Genomic DNA, 17,986 nt, shown 5'->3' on the forward strand with positions numbered 1-17,986 from the left:
GAGCGGGCCCTGCTCACCAGCCACACTCCTCACCTGCTGCTGTCTTGATCAGAGGTTCAGCAGGTGTGCCGCGTTGCGGTGTGCGATGCGTTCGAGGGCGGCGCGGGAGAACGGCGCTGTGCGGAGGAACTCGACTGCCTCTGCCGTTGATTCGTAGGGGTAGTCGACGGCGAACAGCAGCCGGTCGGCGCCGATGGCCTGGACGGCTCCGAGGAGGGCCGCGTGGGAGAAGACGCCGCTGGTGGTCGCGTAGAGGTTGTGCCGCAGGTAGTGGGAGGGCAGGTGTCGTGGCCTGCTCTTGGGGTCGGCCTGGTGGTAGCGGCTGTCGAGTCGGGCCAGTTGGAAAGGCAGTAGTTCTCCCATGTGCCCCAGCGTCACCGAGGCCCCGGGGAACTCGTCGAACACTCCCCCGTAGATCAGGCGAAGTGCGTGGGCGCCGACCTGCGCTGTCCATCCCCACGACGGCCCGCTCAGCACGGGATGCCCCTGGAACACGCGCCACTGGTCGGCGGGGAAGAGCGCGGGATGGAGGTAGAGCGTCACGCCGAGCCGTTCGAGCTCGGCCCACACCGGCCGGAACTGCGACTCGTCGAGGTAGTGGCCCTGAACGTGGTCGTTGTGCAGGACTCCCTTGAGGCCGAGTTGCTCCACCGCCCGGCGCAGTTCGACCACGGCGGCCTTCGGGTCCTGAAACGGCAGGGTGGCGAAGCCGGCGAACCGTGTCGGGTGGGCGGCGACCACTTCGGCCAGGCGGTCGTTGACCCGCCGGGCCGTGGTCACGGCCTCGGAGGGGTCCTCGATGGCCTCCACGCCGGGTGAGGTGAGCGACAGGACCTGTATGTCCACGCCATGCTCGTCCATGTCCGCCAGCCGCAACTCCGTGAGGTCGGCGAGCCGGCGCCCCCATTCCTGTCCCCAGTCGGCAGGCATACGGGCCTCGCCCGGCCACGGGAGCAGCTCCGGAACGGAGAACGCCTCTTCGACCGCGATCACCTTCATGCCGTGCCCCGGGCGGCCGGCGGCGGTCCCGGGCGACGTGGAGGTGGCGGCCTGGGCGGCGGCGGGCGGGACCGCGGGGGATGCCGTGCCGGCGGTGGCGCCGGCCGCGGCGAGGGGGGATGCAGACGATCCTGTCGTCATCGTCCTGCCTTTCCATCGATTTCAGGCGAATTGGGGCATGGGGTCGGGGCTGGGGATCGATCGAGCTCAGCATTAGGTAACCTAATCGTAGGCTACCTAATGAATGGTGATCCAGGAAGCTCCGGTGATGTTGGGCGCCAGTTCTGACCGGCTTACGATCGGCAGACCGCGCCGAACCGACCGCCCCAGCGTGAAAGCAGAACCACATGGCCTCCTCCCCGTCTGAACCCGAGCCGCTCATCCGGCTGCTGTGGCGCGCACACAACTGGTTCCGAACCGCCCTGACCACTGCGTTCGAAGCCCAGGAAGACGGGTCGGCCATCAGTGCGGCACACGTGACTCTGCTGAGTCAGCTCCCGTCGGAGGGGGCGAGCATCGCCGAGCTGGCTCGGCGTCTGGGCGTCAGCGCCCCGACAGCGCACCAGTGGGTCCACGAACTTGTCGCCGCGGGCGTGGTGACCGTGGAGAGCGATCCGCGGTCCGCCCGGTCGAAGCTCGTACTCCTCTCGGCGGCCGGCGCCCGGCGCCGCGCGGAGACGATGCAGGTCCTGGCCGGGCTCGAAGCCGCGCTCGCCGGGCGCGTCGGTGCGGATACCGTCACTGCCCTTCGGGCCGCACTGGAAGGACCGTGGGGATCTCCGGAATCGGCGGCAGCGGATCTCCCCGGCCCTCCCACCCCTTAACTCTGTTGACTCCCGGGCGCAGTGGCCAGCCCCTCCCCGGGCAGCAGACGCAGGACCACCGCGCGGCATCACCTGCAAGGGCATGGGGTCCTCGAACCGCCTGGGCCCGCCACCGCTGGACGATCGAACGCACCGCCTCCTGGCTGGCCGGATGCCGCCGCCTGCACCCTCGCCTCCTTCCGCTGGCTCACCAAATGAGATGACTTCCAGGACAACGCTCAACGCCAAGCCCTTTCGGAACTGCCTGCGCAAGATTAGGCTTTCATAGGCAGCTCAGCATGCTCTTGCCTTTCTTAACGATCACCGGTCCCATCGTCGGTGCCGTCGTCGTCGCAATCGTTACGTACCTCACCTCGCGGCCTCGAATGCGGGCAGAAGTTCGGAAGTTGGAAGCCGAGTCAGAACGCACCATCGCCGAGACCAGCAGGATCCTCGCAGAGTTCCAGACGCGACCCTCGAATGCCGTCGGCGATAACGCTTTGCCAACAGGCTGGTACGTGACCGGAGCACGTCCTGAAGACTACGAATTTGGCGTCGACACGCAGGTATTCCGTAGCGGGCGAGTCAGCGCCTTCATTGAAGCCCGGCCTGGCGCAAAGGAGTTTGCATCCCTCGCCCAGGTGTTCAAGGCGGACGCTTCGAGGCAAGCGAATGCGCCTGTCCGCGATGCTCAAGACCAGAGACGTCGCCAACTGGGCAGGACTATGGCTACGAGTGGACGACGCCTTGCACAACGTGCTGGCGTTCGACAACACAGCAGACTCTCGAAGCTCATCGGGCACCCAAAGCTGGGCTCATCGCGATGTCGTACTTGATGTCCCCAGGGAGGGTGCGACGATCCGGATCGGCTTCATCCTCACGGGTGAGGGGCGGGTATGGTGTGACGATGTGAAATTCGAGGAAGTCGGACTCGATATACCCGTTACCCGCAACATCGAGGAGTTGCGAGAACACCCGGAGAATCTGAACTTTGAGGATGGAACTGGCTGACATGGAGGCCTCCTCCGGTCCAGTACACAACCGCGGCAGTAGCTGCGGCTTCAGCGACCACAGGGGCAAAGTGCTGAAAGGACCCATATGGCCACCCCGGAGCATGTAAGAGAAGCACTCACCCAAAAACTTTCAGGACTGCAGAGCGAGGGAGGAGGAACCTCTCTTGAAGTCCTTGAGGTGCAGGTGCCGGCTGTCTTCCCTGCATTGCTTCTGAAAGTCCAGATCGGCGTCGCAGGGCAGCTCTGGGAAGTCTCACTCGACTACCAGGGGCATGAAGCGAGTCTGGTGAGCGGAGACCTCTCCGAGGACTCCCTGAACTACCTCGGGTTCCTTGTGCGCACCCACTTGTTCGAGTGGTGGCACACGAAGGACAAAGAGAAGTTTTCAGCGCGTATGGGGAAGAGACTGGCCTGAGAGAGTGGGTAGGAGTGCGAGGCGATGGGCCCAAGCGGTCGTAGCACTAGCCTCGGCTGCGCATCATCATCGACATCAGCAGCCCATGGGTCTCGTCGTCGGCGGCGGCCACAAGACCACGACCCGTCTTACCGATCGGGGCACCGTCGATCCCGGTGACAACGCAGCCGGTGCCCGGGGCCGGCGTCGTCACCCTGCCCGGCGCCTCCCACCATTCCGTCCCCACCGAGCGACCTGCCGAACTCAACCGGCTGCTGGCGGAATTCCTGGCCTGAGAACGCCCGACCGCGTCATACCCAGGTAGGACCTCTCGCTCCACAGGGAACGCACAGGCACTCTTCCTCCTCTTGCACGGCGTCACCCCCCAACTGAAGGGAATGCGCCGTGCGTTCACGTACACGTACACGTATACGCCTGTATCCGGCCGGGTCGGTGGTCCTGGCTCTCGCCGCCGCCGGGTCCGTGCTGGCCGGGCCGGTCGGCTCCGCTTCCGCTGCCGACGCGGCCGGACGTGCCGATCTGCGCGCGGATGTGAACCGCGACGGACGGGTCGATGTCACCGGTGGCAGCGACACGAGAGGGGAGGACAGCTGGTCGGTCGGGCGCGGAGCCGTCTACCTGCCCAACATCGACGACGACAGCAAGCGGTGCCCGGTGACCGGGCCGGGCGGCAAGCCGCTGTCCGACGCCAAGCTGGCCGCGTGCAACGACGGCACGGACACGAAGGTCAACGGCAGCGCGGACGCCGCCGACCTCGCCCGGGTCCGTTCCGTCCCCATGCCGGGCCTGGGCAAGGACGCCCAGGGCAAGCTGAAGGTCACCACGGGAGGCGAGCACGCCCGCCTCTTCCTCAAGCGGTCCGGCAAGTGGACAGCGGTGACGTCCAAGACCCGGCTGACCGCCGCCGAGCTGCGTGCCGGTGTCGAGTTCGGTGTCGAGGGCACCGATGTCGTCCGGGACAGCGCCAAGTGGGACGGCCGTGCCGTGGTCCGGCTGACGGTGACGTCCGGGCAGAAGTCCACCTCCGACGCCGTGACCCTGCGCGTCGCGCCGCTGCTGACCCACCATCACCTGCAGAACACCCAGCAGGTGATGGTGACCGAGGTCCAGGGCCAGGGCACGTACAGCCGTCTCCAGCAGAAGTTCGTCGCTGAGCTCGGCAAGGAAGTCAAGAAGGCCGGAATCACCGCACCGCTGGTCAAATTCAAGAAGTACGCCGACCCCTGGGCCCAGGACTTCGTCGAACCGGCCTACGTCAGCATGACCGGGCCGGGCGGTCAGCGGCACGTGATGCGCGTGATGCTGCGGTCCGCCCAGCCGGACCGGGACGCGGGCCGGGAGCTGTTCGAGAAGGTGCGCGGCCGGGACACCGGTGTCGTGCAGGTGACCGACCGGGCCGAGCCCGACGACTGGTCGCTCAACTCCATGGGGAACCTGGAGACCATCCCGCCCTACGCGCACGGCGGGCGCTCCTTCCCGGCCGGGCGGATCATCATGGGCGAGCGCAAGGACAGCGGGGCGCGCCCGTCCAAGGTGATGCGGACGATGCTCAAGTCGCAGGGGTTGCAGGATCCGCTGCTGCTGGACACCTCCTGGCTGGGGGTCGGGCATGTCGACGAGTTCGTGCAGTTCCTGCCCGCCGACACTCCGCGCGGCTGGCGCATGGGTGTCGCCGACCCGGAGGCGGGACTGGAACTGCTGCGCGACGCAAAGCGCGACGGCCACGGCAAGACCAAGATGTTCTCCGTCCCGGGCCGGAGTGACAGCCCGGCGCCCAAGGAGACCATCGACCAGGCACTCGCCTCCAAGCATCTGGTGGCCGACAACGAGATGGCCGCACGGCGCATCGCGGCCAACCTGGAGATCCTGAAGCGGGAGACGGGGGTCACCGACGCGGAGATCGTGCGGGTGCCCGCGCTGTACACCCGCGAGTCGGAGGTCATGACCGCCGAAGGCGACGAGATTCCCGTGCCGCGCCTGACGCGCATGGGCGCCGGTTCCGACCTCGTGGACAGCCTCGGGGACCGCGGCCAGCAGAAGTGGCTCGCCGAGAACCCGGCGGGCTCACGTGCGAAGGCCGCGGCGACGGTGATGACCAGCGCGTACGTTCCCGGAGCGGTCAACGGTGTGCTGCTCGGGCGCGACCGCTACCTCGCCCCGCGCCAGTGGGGGCCCGTCATCGGCGGCAAGGACATCTTCACGCAGGCCGTCAACGCCGCTTACCAGCGGGTCGGCCTGAAGGTGTCGTACATCGACGACTGGTACACGTACCACCTCGGCATGGGCGAGGTGCACTGCGGCACCAACACCCTGCGCGACGCTACGGCCGCGTGGTGGCAGCGCCCGGCACGCTGATCCGTAACGAGGAGTGGGCGGCGGGTGGTGCGGGCCGCCCGTCGGCCCGGGGCGGCGGATCCGGACGGTCAGGAGCCGTACGGTCCGTCGCCGCGCCCGCCGTCCTGCCGGGCACGCCCAGGCGCGAGGCGGCGGTAGGCCGCGCGGGCGTGGGCGAGGCGCGCCAGAGACGTGCCGACGAGCGTGGCGGTGAGCAGGCAGGCGAGCCATGTGGTGTCGCGGGGGCCGGCCCAGGTGAGGGTGCCCGCGGGCGGGATGGCGAAGCCGTTGAGGAACAGCCAGCACAGGACGGCCGTGCCGGGGGCCGCCGTGAAGCGGGCGCACAGGCCGAGCACGGCGGCCAGCAGCGACAGCGCGAGCAGAGCCAGTCCCGGACGGCCGGTCCCCACCACGGCGTTGAGGACTGCCACCAGCACCAGCGCGCCGCCGAACGCCCCGGCCCACACCAGCGGTGTCGCCACGGGCCGCGGAACGGGCCTGGCTCCGGTGCCCAGCGGCCTCCACTCGATCATGCCGGCGCTTCCTTCCCCGAGGGTGCTCGTCAGGGTCCCACTCACAGCTGTTCAGTGAAACACCCGAACCGGACAGTCGGGCGACGCCGCCGAGCATGACGAAACCCCAGGTCCAAGACCTGGGGTTGCTTCGTCCTGACCTGGTTGGTCCGCGTCACACGAACGCGCTCTGGCCCGTGATCGCCTTGCCGACGATCAGGGTGTTCATCTCGCGCGTGCCCTCGAAGGAGTAGATCGCCTCCGCATCGGCGAAGAAGCGCGCGATGTCGTGATCCAGGAGGATTCCGTTGCCGCCGAAGATCTCCCGGCTCCAGGCCACGACCTCCCGCATCCGCGCGGTGACGAACGCCTTGGCCAGGGAGGAGTGTTCGTCGCGGAAGACGCCGGCGTCCTGCAGCCGGGCGAGCTGCACGAGCATGCCCCACGAGGCGGTGATGTTGCCCAGGCTCTTGACCAGCAGGTCCTGCACGAGCTGGAAACCGCCGATCGGACGGCCGAACTGCCGCCGCTCACGCGCGTAGTCGAGGGCCAGTTCGTAGGCGCCGGTCATGACGCCCAGCGCCTGCCAGGCCACCCCGCTGCGCGTGGCGCGCAGGATCTCGGCGACGTCGCGGAAGGAGTTGATGTTCTGGAGGCGGTTCGCCTCCGGCACCCGGACGTCGGTGAGAGTGATCTCGGCGTTCTCGACGATCCGGAAGGCGATCTTGCCCTCGATCTTCGCCGGTTCGAAGCCGGGCGTGCCCTTCTCGACGACGAAGCCCTTGACGTGGTTGTCGTCGGCATCCCGCGCCCACACCACGACGTAGTCGGCGAAGGTCGCGTTGCCGATCCACTTCTTGGCGCCGTTCAGGATCCAGGTGTCGCCCTCGCGCTTGGCGGTGGTGCGCATGCCGCCCGCGACGTCGGAGCCGCCGAGCGGCTCGGTCATGGCGAACGCGCCGATCTTGTCCATCGCGGCCATCTCCGGGAGCCAGCGGTCGCGCTGCTCCTGGTCGCCGCCGGACTGGACGGAGTACATCGCGAGGCCGTTGTGGACGCCGAAGAAGGTGGCCACCGAGGCGTCGGTGCGGCTCAGTTCCATCGCCAGCATGCCGCTGAGCAGGTTGGAGACGGCGGGCCGGTGCTCGCCGTAGCCCTCGTAGGGCAGGCCCGCGAGGCCGCTGTCGCGGAAGATGCCGACGAGTTCCCGGGGGAATTCGCCCTTGGCCCAGTTGGCGTTGACCAGCGGCTTGATCTCGTCGCGCATGAGGGCGCGGGCCCTGAGGAGTATCTTGCGCTCCTCGTCCGGCAGCAGCGCCTCGTAGGCGTAGAAGTCCGCGGTGAGCTGGTCTTCGAGCGGTTCCATGGCGGTGGTCATCTCAGTTCTCCTCCTTGTCGGCGCTGTCCAGGGCGGACAGGACGGCGAGTTGCCTGCGGTCGCGGGTCTCGGTGAGTTCCGGGTACGCGGCGGAGCCGTAGGCCTGTTCCACGGCTGCGATGAGCCGTTCCTGCTGGGCCTGGTTCTGTGACGGGGTGCCGAGGCTCGCCCACATCCGCTTCATCGAGGGGCCGATGTGCTCGGCCAGGTGCCGGTAGCCGCCGGGTCCGCCGCCCAGGTGCGAGCCGAGGAACGGCCCGACCGTGGCCCAGCGCAGGCCCAGCGAGTTGGTCATCACCGTGTCGAGTTCCTCGGGCGTCACCACGCCCTGCTCGACGAGGTACACCGCCTCGCGGCTGAGGGCGTTCTGCAGCCGGTTCCCGACGAAGCCGGGGATCTCCTTGCGTTCGACGACCGGGGTGCGGCCGACGGAGGTGTAGAAGTCGACGGCGGCCCGTACGGCGTCCTCGCCGGTGCGTTCGCCGGGCACGACCTCGACGAGCGGGACGAGGTGCGGCGGGTTGAAGGGGTGGCCGATCAGGACGCGGGCGGCGTCTTCGTCGGCCAGCTCCTTGGTGAACTCGGTCGACGGGATGGCCGACGAGGAGCTGAGCAGCAGCGCGTGGCCGGGTGCCTCCCGGGCCAGGCCGGCGAACAGGTCCTGCTTGAACTCGACGCGCTCGGGGCCGTTCTCCTGGACGACGTCCGCGTCCCGGACCGCCTCGGTGACACCGGCGGCGATGTGCACCCGGCCGGCGAGGTCCGTCACGTCCAGGCCGCGGGCGGCCAGGTGCGGGGCGGACTGCGCGAGGGCCTCGTCCACGGCCTCGGCGAGGTCCGGTCGCGGGTCGCTCACCCGGACGGTCAGGCCGTGGGCGGCGAACAGTGCCGTCCAGGACAGGCCGATGGTCCCGGCGCCGATCACCGCGGCCGTACGGAAGGTGCGGGTCATGACGCGGCTCCCTTCAGGTAGTCGTGGACCGGCTCGGCGCCGGACAGCGTCAGGTCGGTGAGGATGTGGCTCGCGGAGACGACCTCCAGCACCGGCAGGTCGGCCAGCGGGGCGAGCACGTGCGCGAAGAGCTGGAGTCGGGCGGGCCCGGTCCAGGCCTCCTTGACGGTGACGTCGGTGATGCGCGTGCGGACGAGTTCCTGCACCCGGGGCAGCCCGTCGTAGCCGGGAATGGTCTTGAGCATGAAGGTCGGCACGGTGATCTGTGCCTCGGCCTCGCGCCGGTCCAGCTCGTGGTGCTTGTAGCCCATGGTCGCGGTGGCGACCCGCAGGCTGCCGTGGTCGAGGGTGCCGACGAGCGCGCCGGAGTCGACGGTGAGCGACGGGGAGCCGAGCACCTTCGGGTAGGCGGAGACCTCGCGGCCGGAGGCGGTCGCCGGGAAGTTGTCGAGGTACATGGCGTGCAGGTACTCGCCCTGCTCGCCCTCGAAGGAGACGGGGATCGCCTGGCCGGCCTCCGTGTAGGGGCCGTAGCCGCTGACGTCGCCCATCTTCATGACCTCGAACCGGGCCAGGGGTTCACCGATCCGCAGCGGTTCGGGGACGACGGCCCGCAGCGCGTCGGGGTCGGTGCGGTAGACGACGTTGAGGTACTCCCGGTCGGTGAACCGGGGGACCGCCGGCGCGTACGCCGGGCTGGTGAGCGGGGTGGTGAGGTGCTGTCGTACGTCCTCGGCCTGCATGGCGGCTCACCGTCCCGTCCACCGCGCGGGGCGGCGCTCGGCGAAGGCGGTCATGCCCTCGCGTACGTCCGCCGAGGCCATCAGCGTCTTCATCTCCCCGCGCTGGAAGGCGAAGGCGTCGGCGTCGGGCGTTCCGTCGGCGGCGCGGACGACGCGCTTGACGGCCGCGAGCGCGAGCGGGGCGTTCTCCGCGAGCCGTTCGGCCAGCCGGAGCGCCTCGGCGACGGCCTGGCCGGAGGCCGTGACCCGGTTGGCCAGGCCCAGTTCACCGGCGCGGCGGCCGTCGACGGGATCACCGGTCAGCAGGAGTTCCATGGCCAGGTGGTGCGGGATGCGCTTGGGCAGCCGGATCACGCCGCCGCCCGCGGCGATCAGCCCGCGCTTGACCTCGGGCAGCCCGAACCGGGCGTCCTCGGCCGCGACGATCAGGTCGCAGGCCAGGGCCAGTTCGAAGCCGCCGCCCATGGCATAGCCCTCCACGGCGGCGATCAGGGGCTTGGCCGGTCCGGCCTCGGTCAGTCCGCCGAAGCCACGGCCTTCGACCTCGGGCGACTCGCCGCGCAGCGCGGCCTTGAGGTCCATGCCGGCGCTGAACGTGCCGCCCTCGCCGGTCAGGACGCCGGCCCGCAGCTCGGGGTCGGCCTCCAGTTCGTCCAGTGCGGCGGTCAGGCCGGTGGCGACCGCGGCGTTCACGGCGTTGCGGGCCTCGGGGCGGTCGAGGGTGATCAGCAGGGTGGAGCCGATCCGTTCGGTGCGTACGACGGGGGTGGTGGGGGTGCTCATGGCTGTCCTCCTGTGACGGTCAGCGGGCGGCGGTGTCGAGCTCGGCGAGGACGTCCTCGGTGTCCTGACCGGCGACCGGCGCCAGGCGGCGGATCGAGCCGGGCGTGGCGGAGAAGCGCAGCGGGATGCCGATGGTGCGGACGGTGCCCTCGGTCGGGTGCTCGACGGTGTCGAGCAGGTGGCCGCCCTGGACGTAGGGGTCCTCGTGGGCGCGGTCCAGTTCCAGCACCGGGGCCATCGGGATGCTGTGCTTGGCGCACACCTCCGCCCACTCCTCGGTGGTCAGCGCCGGGGCGCAGGCGTCGACCAGGGCTGCGAGGTCCTCGTGGTCGGCGCTGTCGACGGCGTCCCCGTTGACGCGCGGGTCCTCGGCGAGGTCCGGGCGTCCGGCGGCGGTGAAGAAGTCCCGGTAGTTCTGCGGGTTGTACGGGATGACGCAGGCCAGGCCGTCCTTGGTGCGCACCGCCTTGTGGCCCTTCAGCATCGACAGGGGGAAGCCGGTGGAACCGGTCTCGGGCACGTGGGTGTGCCCCGCCAGGTGCTCGACCAGGTTGAACGCGATCAGGGTGTCGGTCATCGGGATCTCGACGAGCTGGCCCTGTCCGGTCCTGTTCCGGTGCAGCAGGGCGGCGAGCACGCTGTAGGCGATGGTCAGGGAGGAGACCTTGTCGCCGATGATGGTCGGCAGGTAGACGGGCTCGCCCAGCGCCCGGTCGGCGATGTCGACCAGGCCGGACGCGGCCTGCACGGTCTCGTCGTAGGCGGCGTTGCCCGCCCGGTCCGAGTCGCTGCGGAAGCCCTGGGCGTGCGCGTAGACGAGGCCCGGGTTGCGGACGGCGATGTCGTCGTGGGACAGGCCGAGGCGGTGCAGTGCGCCCGGCCGCATGTTGGTGATCAGCACGTCCGCGGTGTCGATCAGCTTCAGTGCTCGCTCGCGGTCGGTGTCGTCCTTGAGGTTGAGGGCGACGCTGCGCTTGTTGCGGTTGACGTTGAGGTTCAGCGGGGTCATGCCCGGCGTGGTGCGGTAGTGGCCCACGCGTACGGTGTCGGCGGGCGACTCGATCTTGATCACGTCGGCGCCCAGGTCGCCGAGGATCTGTGCCGCGTAGGGGCCCATCACCACGGTCGACAGGTCGATCACGCGGATGCCTTCCAGGGGGCCGGTGGCGGTGTCCGTGATGTCCGTCATCGCTTTTCCTTCAACTCCTCGCTTCGCTATGTATGTGTATCTGGAAACTAAGTTAGCAAGGAGGAGCTGGAGAACGGAAACAAATGGAGTGACCAATAAACGAAAGGCGGTATGACCGCAGTGGTCATACCGCCTTTGGTGAATATTTTTCGAATGCTTGGGATGGGTCAGGTGTGGAGCGGCTCAGCGAAGATCTCGCGGGCGGCGGCGACGACTTCCTCCAGGTCACCGCCGTGCGCCCGATCCTTGCGCCAAAGCAGGCCGGTCTCCAGTCGGGGATGGAAATCCGAGAAGGGAAGGACGGTCACATTGTCGAGACGGTAATTCTGCACAGGGCTCCGCGGATCCAGCATGGAAATCGAGAAAGCCAGGCCGCTGGACACTATCTCGGAGACTCCCTCGAACGTCGCGCTGCCGATTTCGATCCGTTTCTTGATGCCGAGCTCGGCCAGCTGCTGGTCGAGACCGCGGAAATACGCGTTGGTCACGGCCGTGGGCGAGCCCGCGTAGGCGAGTCCGGACAGTTCCGCCAGGGCGACCGACTCCCGCCCCGCGAACCGGTCCCTGGGCACGACCGCGCCGAGCCGCTCCGACATCACCGGCAGCTGTTCCAGCGCCGGGTCGCCGCCGACCGGGAGCCGGGCGAGGGTCAGTGCCAGTCTGCCGTCGCACACCGCGTCGACCAGCCGCTCGGTGCCGCCCGGCCAGCGTTTGATCTCGAACCGGTCGCCGACCCGCTCGGCGAGGGCGGCCATCCGTGCGCGCAGGTCCGGATGGATGCCGCTGGGGACACCGAGCAGCAGGGTGGTCCGCCGCGGCCGGGTCGTCTCGTCCAGCCGCCACTGGATGGAGTCGACCTGCTCCAGGACCCCGCGGGCGATCGGCAGCAGCGCGCTGCCGGCCGGGGTGAGCCGCACGTGGTGGGTGTCGCGGTCGAACAGCCGGTGTCCGAGTTCGTTCTCGAGATCCTTGATCCGCCTGCTCAACGGGGAGGCGGCCATGTGCAGTTTGCGGGCCGCGGTGGAGAAGTTCAGTTCTTGGGCGACGGCGACGAAATAACGCAGGTGCAGGAGCTCCACGCGGTTCACCCTAACCGCTGGGGCTTTCGGTCCCCGGGGCCGTGGGACCGGAGAGTTCCTTCTCCATCAGCTCCTTCTCCATCAGCGTGAAGGACTTGGGCGCCCCGCCCGGCTGCGGTTTGCCCTCCTTGTGGCCGACGACGCGGTAACCGGCGTCCCGGTAGTAGGCGTTGAGCTGTGCGTTGCCCGCCAGGCAGTCCAGGCGGACCCGGGTCCGTCCGGCCTCGGCCACCCGGTGTTCCGCGGCCTCCAGCAGCAGTCGCCCTGTCCCGGGCGGGGCGGTGCTCCGGTCCACCATGAGCCGGTGCACGTACCCGGCCACGGGCGGCTGCGGCCCCCAGGCGGTTTCGTCCTCCCACCACAGCTCCCAGGCTCCGCCGACGCGCCCGCCGGCCTCCGCGAGCCACACCTCGCCATGCGCCATGACCCGGCGGAAGTGCTCCTCGCCCAACTCCCCCGGCCGCCACTGCCCGGTGATACCGCGGGCCAGCATCCAGCGGGCCGCGTCGTCACGGAGGCGGACGAGGGCGGCCAGGTCGGCCTCGGTGGCCGGGCGGAGGAGCAGGTCATTCACCCGAGGATCGTCGCACAACCGTCCGATGACGATCCGTGAGGACTGCTGCCCGTAACGCACTTGACCGATCCGACCCCGCCGCGTCCTCGCCTGATGGAAACTCTTGGGGCAGGTCGGAGGGGGAACCGGGGGAACGAGTGGCGGACGACAGGCGTATTGCCCTGCTCATCGGGGTGGGCGAGAACCCGGGGGCGGAGCGTGTGCTGCCCTCGCTGGCTGCGACGGTCGATGCCGATCTGCATGTCCTGCGCGCCTCCCTGGAGGGCAGCGGCTACGAGGTGCAGGCGCTGGCGGATCCCACCCGGAACGAGATCACCGAGCGCGTCTCCGAGGTGTCCGCGAGCGCGCCGCCCGGCAGCACCCTGCTCCTCTACTTCACCGGGCACGGCGTGCGGATCGGCACCACCGACTACCTGGTGCCCGCCGACGCCCGTGCCCCCGCCGACGACGGTGACGATGCGGCCGGGTGGGAGCGGCCCCACGTACGGGAATCGCTCCTGGAGGCCGACATCAGCCGGTATCTGGCCAACTGCCGTGCCGGCACCGTGCTGTGGCTGATCGACGCCTGCCGCGCGGCGGACGCCGGGCGAGGCGGTGTCTTCGGCAGCAACGTCGTCAAGGGGCCCCCGCACAGCGGCTTCGCCATGATGACGAGCTGCGGCCCCGGCGAGCTCAGCGGCGGCGCGAAGACGGGCAGTTTCTTCACGGCGGCGCTCGCCCGGGCCTTCGACCCGCTGACCGAGGCCACAACGGTCGAGCAGGTGTACGAGAAGGCCAAGCACGGCACGCGGGCACTCGCGGTCGAGGCGCAGGCCGGACCGCAGCAGGTTCTGATCCACTACGGCACCGACCTGGCGGAGCGCACCAAGTCCCTGGTGGTCGCCGAGGGCAGAGGGCTGCTGGAGGCGTGGCAGGACGCCGTGCGCACACCGGCCCTGTGGGAACGGGTCCAGGAGTGCGACGCGGGCACCGTGGCGCATTTCCAGGACTGTCTGTCCGCGCTGGCCACGCAGGCCGCCCGACACGTCCACCACGCCCAGCGGCGGCTGCCCGACCCGTGGACCGACGACGAGTATCCGGTCCGGCTGCTGAGCGACCGCCTCCCCCTGCTGCTGCCCAAGGGCGCCGAACTGTCCGCCCTGGAGGTCACCGCGCTGATCGCCGGTGTCCTGTTGCACGAGACGGCCTGGGCGGAGCGGCTGGGCCAGGCCGCCGGATTCCGTCCGCGGCTGGTGTGGCGTGACGACGAGGCCGACGACCAGCGGCGGCACTACGAGCAGATCACCGAGCACTATCCCCAGATCACCGAGAAGCTCACGGACTCGTACCGCTGGCTCGGGGACCCCGCGGACGACCGGCACGCCGTCACGCTGTGGCTGGTGCACCGCTGGATCGAAGAGCGGTTCGCGACGGACGAGGAGGCCGTGCCCGCGCTGTTCGCCGACCGCTTCACGGCCCGGCTCCTCGACGTTGCACCGCCGGCCGCGGGTGAGCGGCTCGGCGGCCGGGCGGAGGCGCTGTCCCAGGCGCTGCGCACGGTCGCCGCGGGCCTCGCCCTCGGGGCCCCGCCGGAGGACGAGCGGCTGCCGCCGGACCGGCACGTCGTCCGCAGGACACCGTGGCGCCTGCGCGTGCGGCCCCTCGCGGCGCTGCTGCGGCTCGCGGGGCTGCTCGCCTTCGACACCCGGTGCCTGCCCGAGGTCCTGGCCGAACATCTCGCCGTCTCCGACCCGGTGCTGCCGCGCGAGGTGATCACCGTGTTCCGGGACGCCTACTGGGTCCCCGACCGGGACGGAAGCGCTGCCTCGTATCTGCATCTGGACGCGGTCTGCCCGCATCCGGCGCTGCACGCCGCACTGGCCGCCGTCGTCGAGGACGCCGACGACCTCGGTCACCTGCTGCGCGAGTCGGCCCGCCGCCTTCCGCAGGACGAGGCCGAACTGCTCCGGGGACTCCCCGCGCGGCTGTCCGACCACGGCCTCCGGCCGGACCGCCCGGACGGCACGGACGCCTACGACGTGCCGCTCGCCCGTTTCTCACTGGCGCAGACGGAGATCCGCCGCCTGCTGATGGGCGACAAGCTGTACGACGGCGAGCCCGAACTCGCCCTGCGGGAGCTGTACCAGAACGCCATGGACGCCTGCCGTTACCGGGAGATGCGCGTCCGGTACCTGCGGGACCTCGGCCGGGATCCGGTGCCCTGGGCGGGCCGGATCCGTATCGAGACGGGCGAGGACAGCCGCGGACGCTACGTCGAGTGCGTCGACAACGGCGTCGGCATGACCGTCGACCAGCTCAAGAACACCTTCACCCGGGCCGGCCGCCGCTTCGACCAGTCCCACGCCTTCCGCCGGGAGCAGGCCGCCTGGCTCCGGCACGACAGCTCGCTGCGGCTCTACCCCAACAGCCGTTTCGGCATCGGCGTCTTCAGCTACTTCATGCTCGCCGACGAGATGACCCTCGTGACCCGGCCGGTCGGCACGGACGGCCGCCCGGCCGAAAAGGCGCTGCGCGTCGAGATCCCCGTCAGCGGCAGCCTCTTCCGGGTCCGGGAGGAGGACGAACGCGACGGCACGGCACTGCCCGAGGGCGGCACGCGCGTCCGGCTGCACCTGCGCCGTGCCGGGGCGCTGCCCGGGGGCTCCGCCGTGTCGGTGCTGCGCTCGCTGGTCCTGATCAGCGAGTTCCTGCTGGAGGTGCGCGACCAGGACGGCACCGAGGAGATCTGGCTGCCCGGGGACCTCAAGTCCGGTGAGGAACCCGGCGCGTTCTCCACCCGGTTCGCCGTCGAGGCGGTGCCGGGCACGCTGTGGTGGGTCTCCGACAAGGGAGCGATCGTCTGCGACGGCATCGCCACGGACCAGCGGCCCTTCGGGTACGTGCTCAATCTGTCGGGCGCGCACGCGGGCGAACTCAGCGTCAACCGCAAGAAGCTGGAGAGGTACGACGTCCTCTGGGCGCAGGAGCAGTTCCGGCAGGGTGCCCGGGCGTTCCTCGGCCAGGAGACGCCAGGTCTGGAGTGGCTGTGGAGCATGGAGTCGCGCGAGTCCTCGATCGCCCGCGTCCTGTGGGAGGTTCTGCGGGGCCACGGGGTACGCGCGTCGCTCGGCCACGGCCGGCGGATCGACCTTGACGAACTCGGCTGGTTCAGGCTGGACGGCGGCGTGCACGGCGGGCGCGGCCACAGGGAGGGGGAGGAGGCCTCCAGGCTGGTCCGGCCCTGGCGGCTGGCCGCCCTCGGTTCCGAGCACCGCGACCGGCACACAGCGCCGCCGCTGTCCCTCTCGGGCCACCCGGTACCGCAGCCGGGCTGGGCTGACATCGCGGAGAAGGTCGAGGGCGACTGGCGGGTCGCGGTCCGGATGGCCGACGCGCAGAACACGACCGTGGCGGAGGTGCTCCGCGCGACGCGAGGCCTGCGCATCGCGCATCCGCAGCTGGCCGGGCCGGCCGTCCTCGGTGACGGCGACCTGGACTGGGAACCCGGCATCACCGACTGGTACGTCACGACCGGGCTCCTCGGCAGGAAGCGTGATCCGCTGGACGGCTTCGCCGCCCCCTGGGGGAGCCGTGTGGCCAAGCGGCGGGCGGGCGACGACATTCACTACCGGCACCCGCCCGAGGACCTCTCCGGCATCGCCCGCGCCTCCGCCATGTTCCAGAGGCCGCTCGGCGAGCTGGCCGAGGTGTGCGCCCGGTACGCGCCGTTCGTGGGCAGGCCGCTGGGCACCGTCCCGGACCACCACCGGGACCACGTCTGCACCGACGACGAGCTGAAGCTCCTCTACCTCCGGGAGGACAAGTACGACTGGCGGCCCGCCGTCCACCCCTGGGACGTGCCGGTGGTGGCCGACGCCACGGGCCTCGACACGGGCGAGGCGCAACGGCGCATGGCCGGCTTCGGCTGGCTGGGCCGCCCCGTACCCGACCCGGTTCTGACCGCACGCTGGGGCGCCGTACCGGCCGAGCTGCTCGGCGTCCTGCGCACCTACCTCGTCCCCCGCGCCGGCGGCCGCCCCGTGCTGCCCTGGGCCGCCACCATCGAAGTGGCCGCGGAGCACGATCTCTCCGTGTGGGAGGCCGAACGCCTCCTGGCCCGTGAGACGGAGAAGCTCGGAGTGGACCACCGACGGCGCTACACCAGGCGGTCGCCCGGACGGGACGTGTTCCCCTCACCCGACGTCGCCCAACTCGTCCGGTGGCTCCACCAGTCGGACATCCGCCTGGAGAACGGCGTCTCGCTCCGGGACCTCGCGTCGGTCCGCTCCCACAACACGCCGTGGGAGGAAATGTCCTGGTACGCGGACGAGTTGCGAGAGGCAGGGGTGGACATCCCCGACGCCGGAAGCCTGCTGCGCGCCTGGGACGAGCTGCCCACGCCCAGCAGATACGCGTTCTCCGGGGAGGATCCCAACTGGGACGGTGCCGACTATCCCGTGCCGGCCACCTCGGCCGTGCTGTTCACCGCCAGCCAACGGCTCCGGCAGCGGCTGTCGGTCCTGTGGGACACCGCGCACCGGGAGGCCCGCAACCTGGGGCTGGACGCCGGGCTCGTGGCTCCGCGCCCGCCCGAGGCGCTGCGGATGTTCGTCCCGACGTACGACGAGATAGCGGCGCTGGTCGACGCGGGCCCGCACGAGGACGTCGACTACGAGTGGTTCGAGACCCCTCGCTGGATCCCGCTCACCGCGGCGCGTCTCGTGGGCTACGCCCGCGCACGCAATCTCGGTGCGCGGGCGGCCTACCGGGCGCTGGCTCCCCTGCGTGCCATCGGGGCGCTCGTGCCGGAGCTGTCCGCGGAGGCGGAGGCCGCCCTGCCGGACGACGTGCCCACCGCCCACGACGCCGTGGCGGTCGACCCGGCGTACCGCGTCTCCGCGCCCGGGGATCCGCTGCACCCGCTCGACCTGGTCGGCATCGCCGGCCGCCTCGGTGAGCCGGTACGGCACACCTGGGAACGGCGCATCACTCCGTACCTCGCCCTGGAGGCGTCACCCCCGTCGGTCACCGACGTACCGGACGTCGTGCCCGGCTGGCAGGACCTGGCGATCCTCTCCGAGGGCCTCGACGGGCGACTTCCCGCACTGACCGGCCCGGTCGGGCAGGACCGGATCGAACGCTGTGCCCGTGCGGTGGGTGAGACGCCCGAGTGGGTATGCCGGCGCCTGGAGATCTACGCGGGGCTGTTCGGTCTCCGGCTCTGATGCGCCGG

Annotated in this window: 14 protein-coding genes and 1 pseudogene; 5 read left to right on the plus strand and 10 right to left on the minus strand. The window is 70.4% G+C overall.

Annotation, left to right across the window (positions count from 1 at the left end; all coding sequences use genetic code 11):
- Positions 1–48: 48 nt before the first annotated feature.
- Complete coding sequence (locus tag MQE23_RS21220; protein ID WP_243379897.1) at positions 49–1,140, minus strand: amidohydrolase family protein; 1,092 nt, start codon at positions 1,138–1,140, stop codon at positions 49–51.
- A 206-nt stretch (positions 1,141–1,346) separates the two neighbouring features.
- On the opposite strand from MQE23_RS21220, the gene MQE23_RS21225 reads away from it, so the two are divergent.
- The 3 genes from MQE23_RS21225 (at position 1,347) to MQE23_RS21235 (ending at position 3,230) form a co-directional block, all read left to right on the plus strand.
- Positions 1,347–1,823: a MarR family winged helix-turn-helix transcriptional regulator gene (locus tag MQE23_RS21225; protein ID WP_020273258.1), complete on the plus strand. Its 477-nt coding sequence runs from the start codon at positions 1,347–1,349 to the stop codon at positions 1,821–1,823.
- 651 nt (positions 1,824–2,474) lie between these two features.
- A complete protein-coding gene (locus MQE23_RS21230; protein ID WP_243379898.1) occupies positions 2,475–2,813 on the plus strand; it encodes a hypothetical protein in 339 nt (112 codons plus the stop codon).
- 87 nt (positions 2,814–2,900) lie between these two features.
- Entirely contained in the window at positions 2,901–3,230 is a 330-nt protein-coding gene (locus MQE23_RS21235) for a hypothetical protein (RefSeq protein WP_128092579.1), read from the plus strand.
- 46 nt (positions 3,231–3,276) lie between these two features.
- On the opposite strand, the pseudogene MQE23_RS21240 reads toward MQE23_RS21235, so the two are convergent.
- Positions 3,277–3,399: pseudogene (locus tag MQE23_RS21240) on the minus strand (phosphatase); the annotation flags it as partial.
- Between the two features lie 215 nt (positions 3,400–3,614).
- Between MQE23_RS21240 and MQE23_RS21245 the strand changes: the two are divergent.
- Positions 3,615–5,585, plus strand: a complete 1,971-nt coding sequence (locus MQE23_RS21245; protein ID WP_243379900.1) for a protein-arginine deiminase domain-containing protein — start codon at positions 3,615–3,617, stop codon at positions 5,583–5,585.
- A 68-nt stretch (positions 5,586–5,653) separates the two neighbouring features.
- Here the strand turns inward: MQE23_RS21245 and MQE23_RS21250 are convergent, their stop codons facing one another.
- From MQE23_RS21250 to MQE23_RS21285, 8 genes are all read right to left on the minus strand, one after another.
- Positions 5,654–6,097, minus strand: coding sequence for a hypothetical protein (locus MQE23_RS21250; protein ID WP_020273254.1), 444 nt, complete (start codon positions 6,095–6,097; stop codon positions 5,654–5,656).
- 154 nt (positions 6,098–6,251) lie between these two features.
- Complete coding sequence (locus tag MQE23_RS21255; RefSeq protein WP_243379902.1) at positions 6,252–7,454, minus strand: acyl-CoA dehydrogenase family protein; 1,203 nt, start codon at positions 7,452–7,454, stop codon at positions 6,252–6,254.
- A gap of 1 nt (position 7,455) precedes the next feature.
- Entirely contained in the window at positions 7,456–8,406 is a 951-nt protein-coding gene (locus MQE23_RS21260) for a 3-hydroxyacyl-CoA dehydrogenase NAD-binding domain-containing protein (protein WP_020273252.1), read from the minus strand.
- Positions 8,403–9,149: an acetoacetate decarboxylase gene (locus MQE23_RS21265; RefSeq protein WP_243379903.1), complete on the minus strand. Its 747-nt coding sequence runs from the start codon at positions 9,147–9,149 to the stop codon at positions 8,403–8,405. Before MQE23_RS21265 ends, MQE23_RS21260 begins: the two co-directional genes overlap by 4 nt.
- Before the next feature lie 6 nt (positions 9,150–9,155).
- Positions 9,156–9,932, minus strand: a complete 777-nt coding sequence (locus MQE23_RS21270; protein WP_020273250.1) for a crotonase/enoyl-CoA hydratase family protein — start codon at positions 9,930–9,932, stop codon at positions 9,156–9,158.
- Positions 9,933–9,951: 19 nt separating this feature from the next.
- Positions 9,952–11,121 carry a CoA transferase gene (locus MQE23_RS21275; RefSeq protein WP_243379904.1) on the minus strand — a complete coding sequence of 390 codons (1,170 nt, stop codon included), beginning with the start codon at positions 11,119–11,121 and terminating at the stop codon, positions 9,952–9,954.
- A gap of 167 nt (positions 11,122–11,288) precedes the next feature.
- Complete coding sequence (locus tag MQE23_RS21280; RefSeq protein WP_037669803.1) at positions 11,289–12,200, minus strand: LysR family transcriptional regulator; 912 nt, start codon at positions 12,198–12,200, stop codon at positions 11,289–11,291.
- Between the two features lie 10 nt (positions 12,201–12,210).
- Positions 12,211–12,774, minus strand: a complete 564-nt coding sequence (locus MQE23_RS21285) for a GNAT family N-acetyltransferase (protein WP_243379906.1) — start codon at positions 12,772–12,774, stop codon at positions 12,211–12,213.
- Between the two features lie 137 nt (positions 12,775–12,911).
- On the opposite strand from MQE23_RS21285, the gene MQE23_RS21290 reads away from it, so the two are divergent.
- Positions 12,912–17,978 carry a caspase family protein gene (locus MQE23_RS21290; RefSeq protein WP_243379907.1) on the plus strand — a complete coding sequence of 1,689 codons (5,067 nt, stop codon included), beginning with the start codon at positions 12,912–12,914 and terminating at the stop codon, positions 17,976–17,978.
- The last annotated feature ends 8 nt before the right edge of the window (positions 17,979–17,986 follow it).

The organism is Streptomyces sp. HP-A2021 (assembly GCF_022807935.1).
Classification (GTDB): Bacteria; Actinomycetota; Actinomycetes; order Streptomycetales; family Streptomycetaceae; genus Streptomyces; species Streptomyces afghaniensis.

Coding starts and splice junctions, on each gene's coding strand:
- MQE23_RS21225 (WP_020273258.1), top strand. CDS start 1,347: ATGGCCTCCTCCCCGTCTGAACCCGAGCCGCTCATCCGGCTGCTGTGG.
- MQE23_RS21250 (WP_020273254.1), bottom strand. CDS start 6,097: ATGATCGAGTGGAGGCCGCTGGGCACCGGAGCCAGGCCCGTTCCGCGG.
- MQE23_RS21230 (WP_243379898.1), top strand. CDS start 2,475: ATGCGCCTGTCCGCGATGCTCAAGACCAGAGACGTCGCCAACTGGGCA.
- MQE23_RS21235 (WP_128092579.1), top strand. CDS start 2,901: ATGGCCACCCCGGAGCATGTAAGAGAAGCACTCACCCAAAAACTTTCA.
- MQE23_RS21270 (WP_020273250.1), bottom strand. CDS start 9,932: ATGAGCACCCCCACCACCCCCGTCGTACGCACCGAACGGATCGGCTCC.
- MQE23_RS21265 (WP_243379903.1), bottom strand. CDS start 9,149: ATGCAGGCCGAGGACGTACGACAGCACCTCACCACCCCGCTCACCAGC.
- MQE23_RS21275 (WP_243379904.1), bottom strand. CDS start 11,121: ATGACGGACATCACGGACACCGCCACCGGCCCCCTGGAAGGCATCCGC.
- MQE23_RS21220 (WP_243379897.1), bottom strand. CDS start 1,140: ATGACGACAGGATCGTCTGCATCCCCCCTCGCCGCGGCCGGCGCCACC.
- MQE23_RS21255 (WP_243379902.1), bottom strand. CDS start 7,454: ATGACCACCGCCATGGAACCGCTCGAAGACCAGCTCACCGCGGACTTC.
- MQE23_RS21260 (WP_020273252.1), bottom strand. CDS start 8,406: ATGACCCGCACCTTCCGTACGGCCGCGGTGATCGGCGCCGGGACCATC.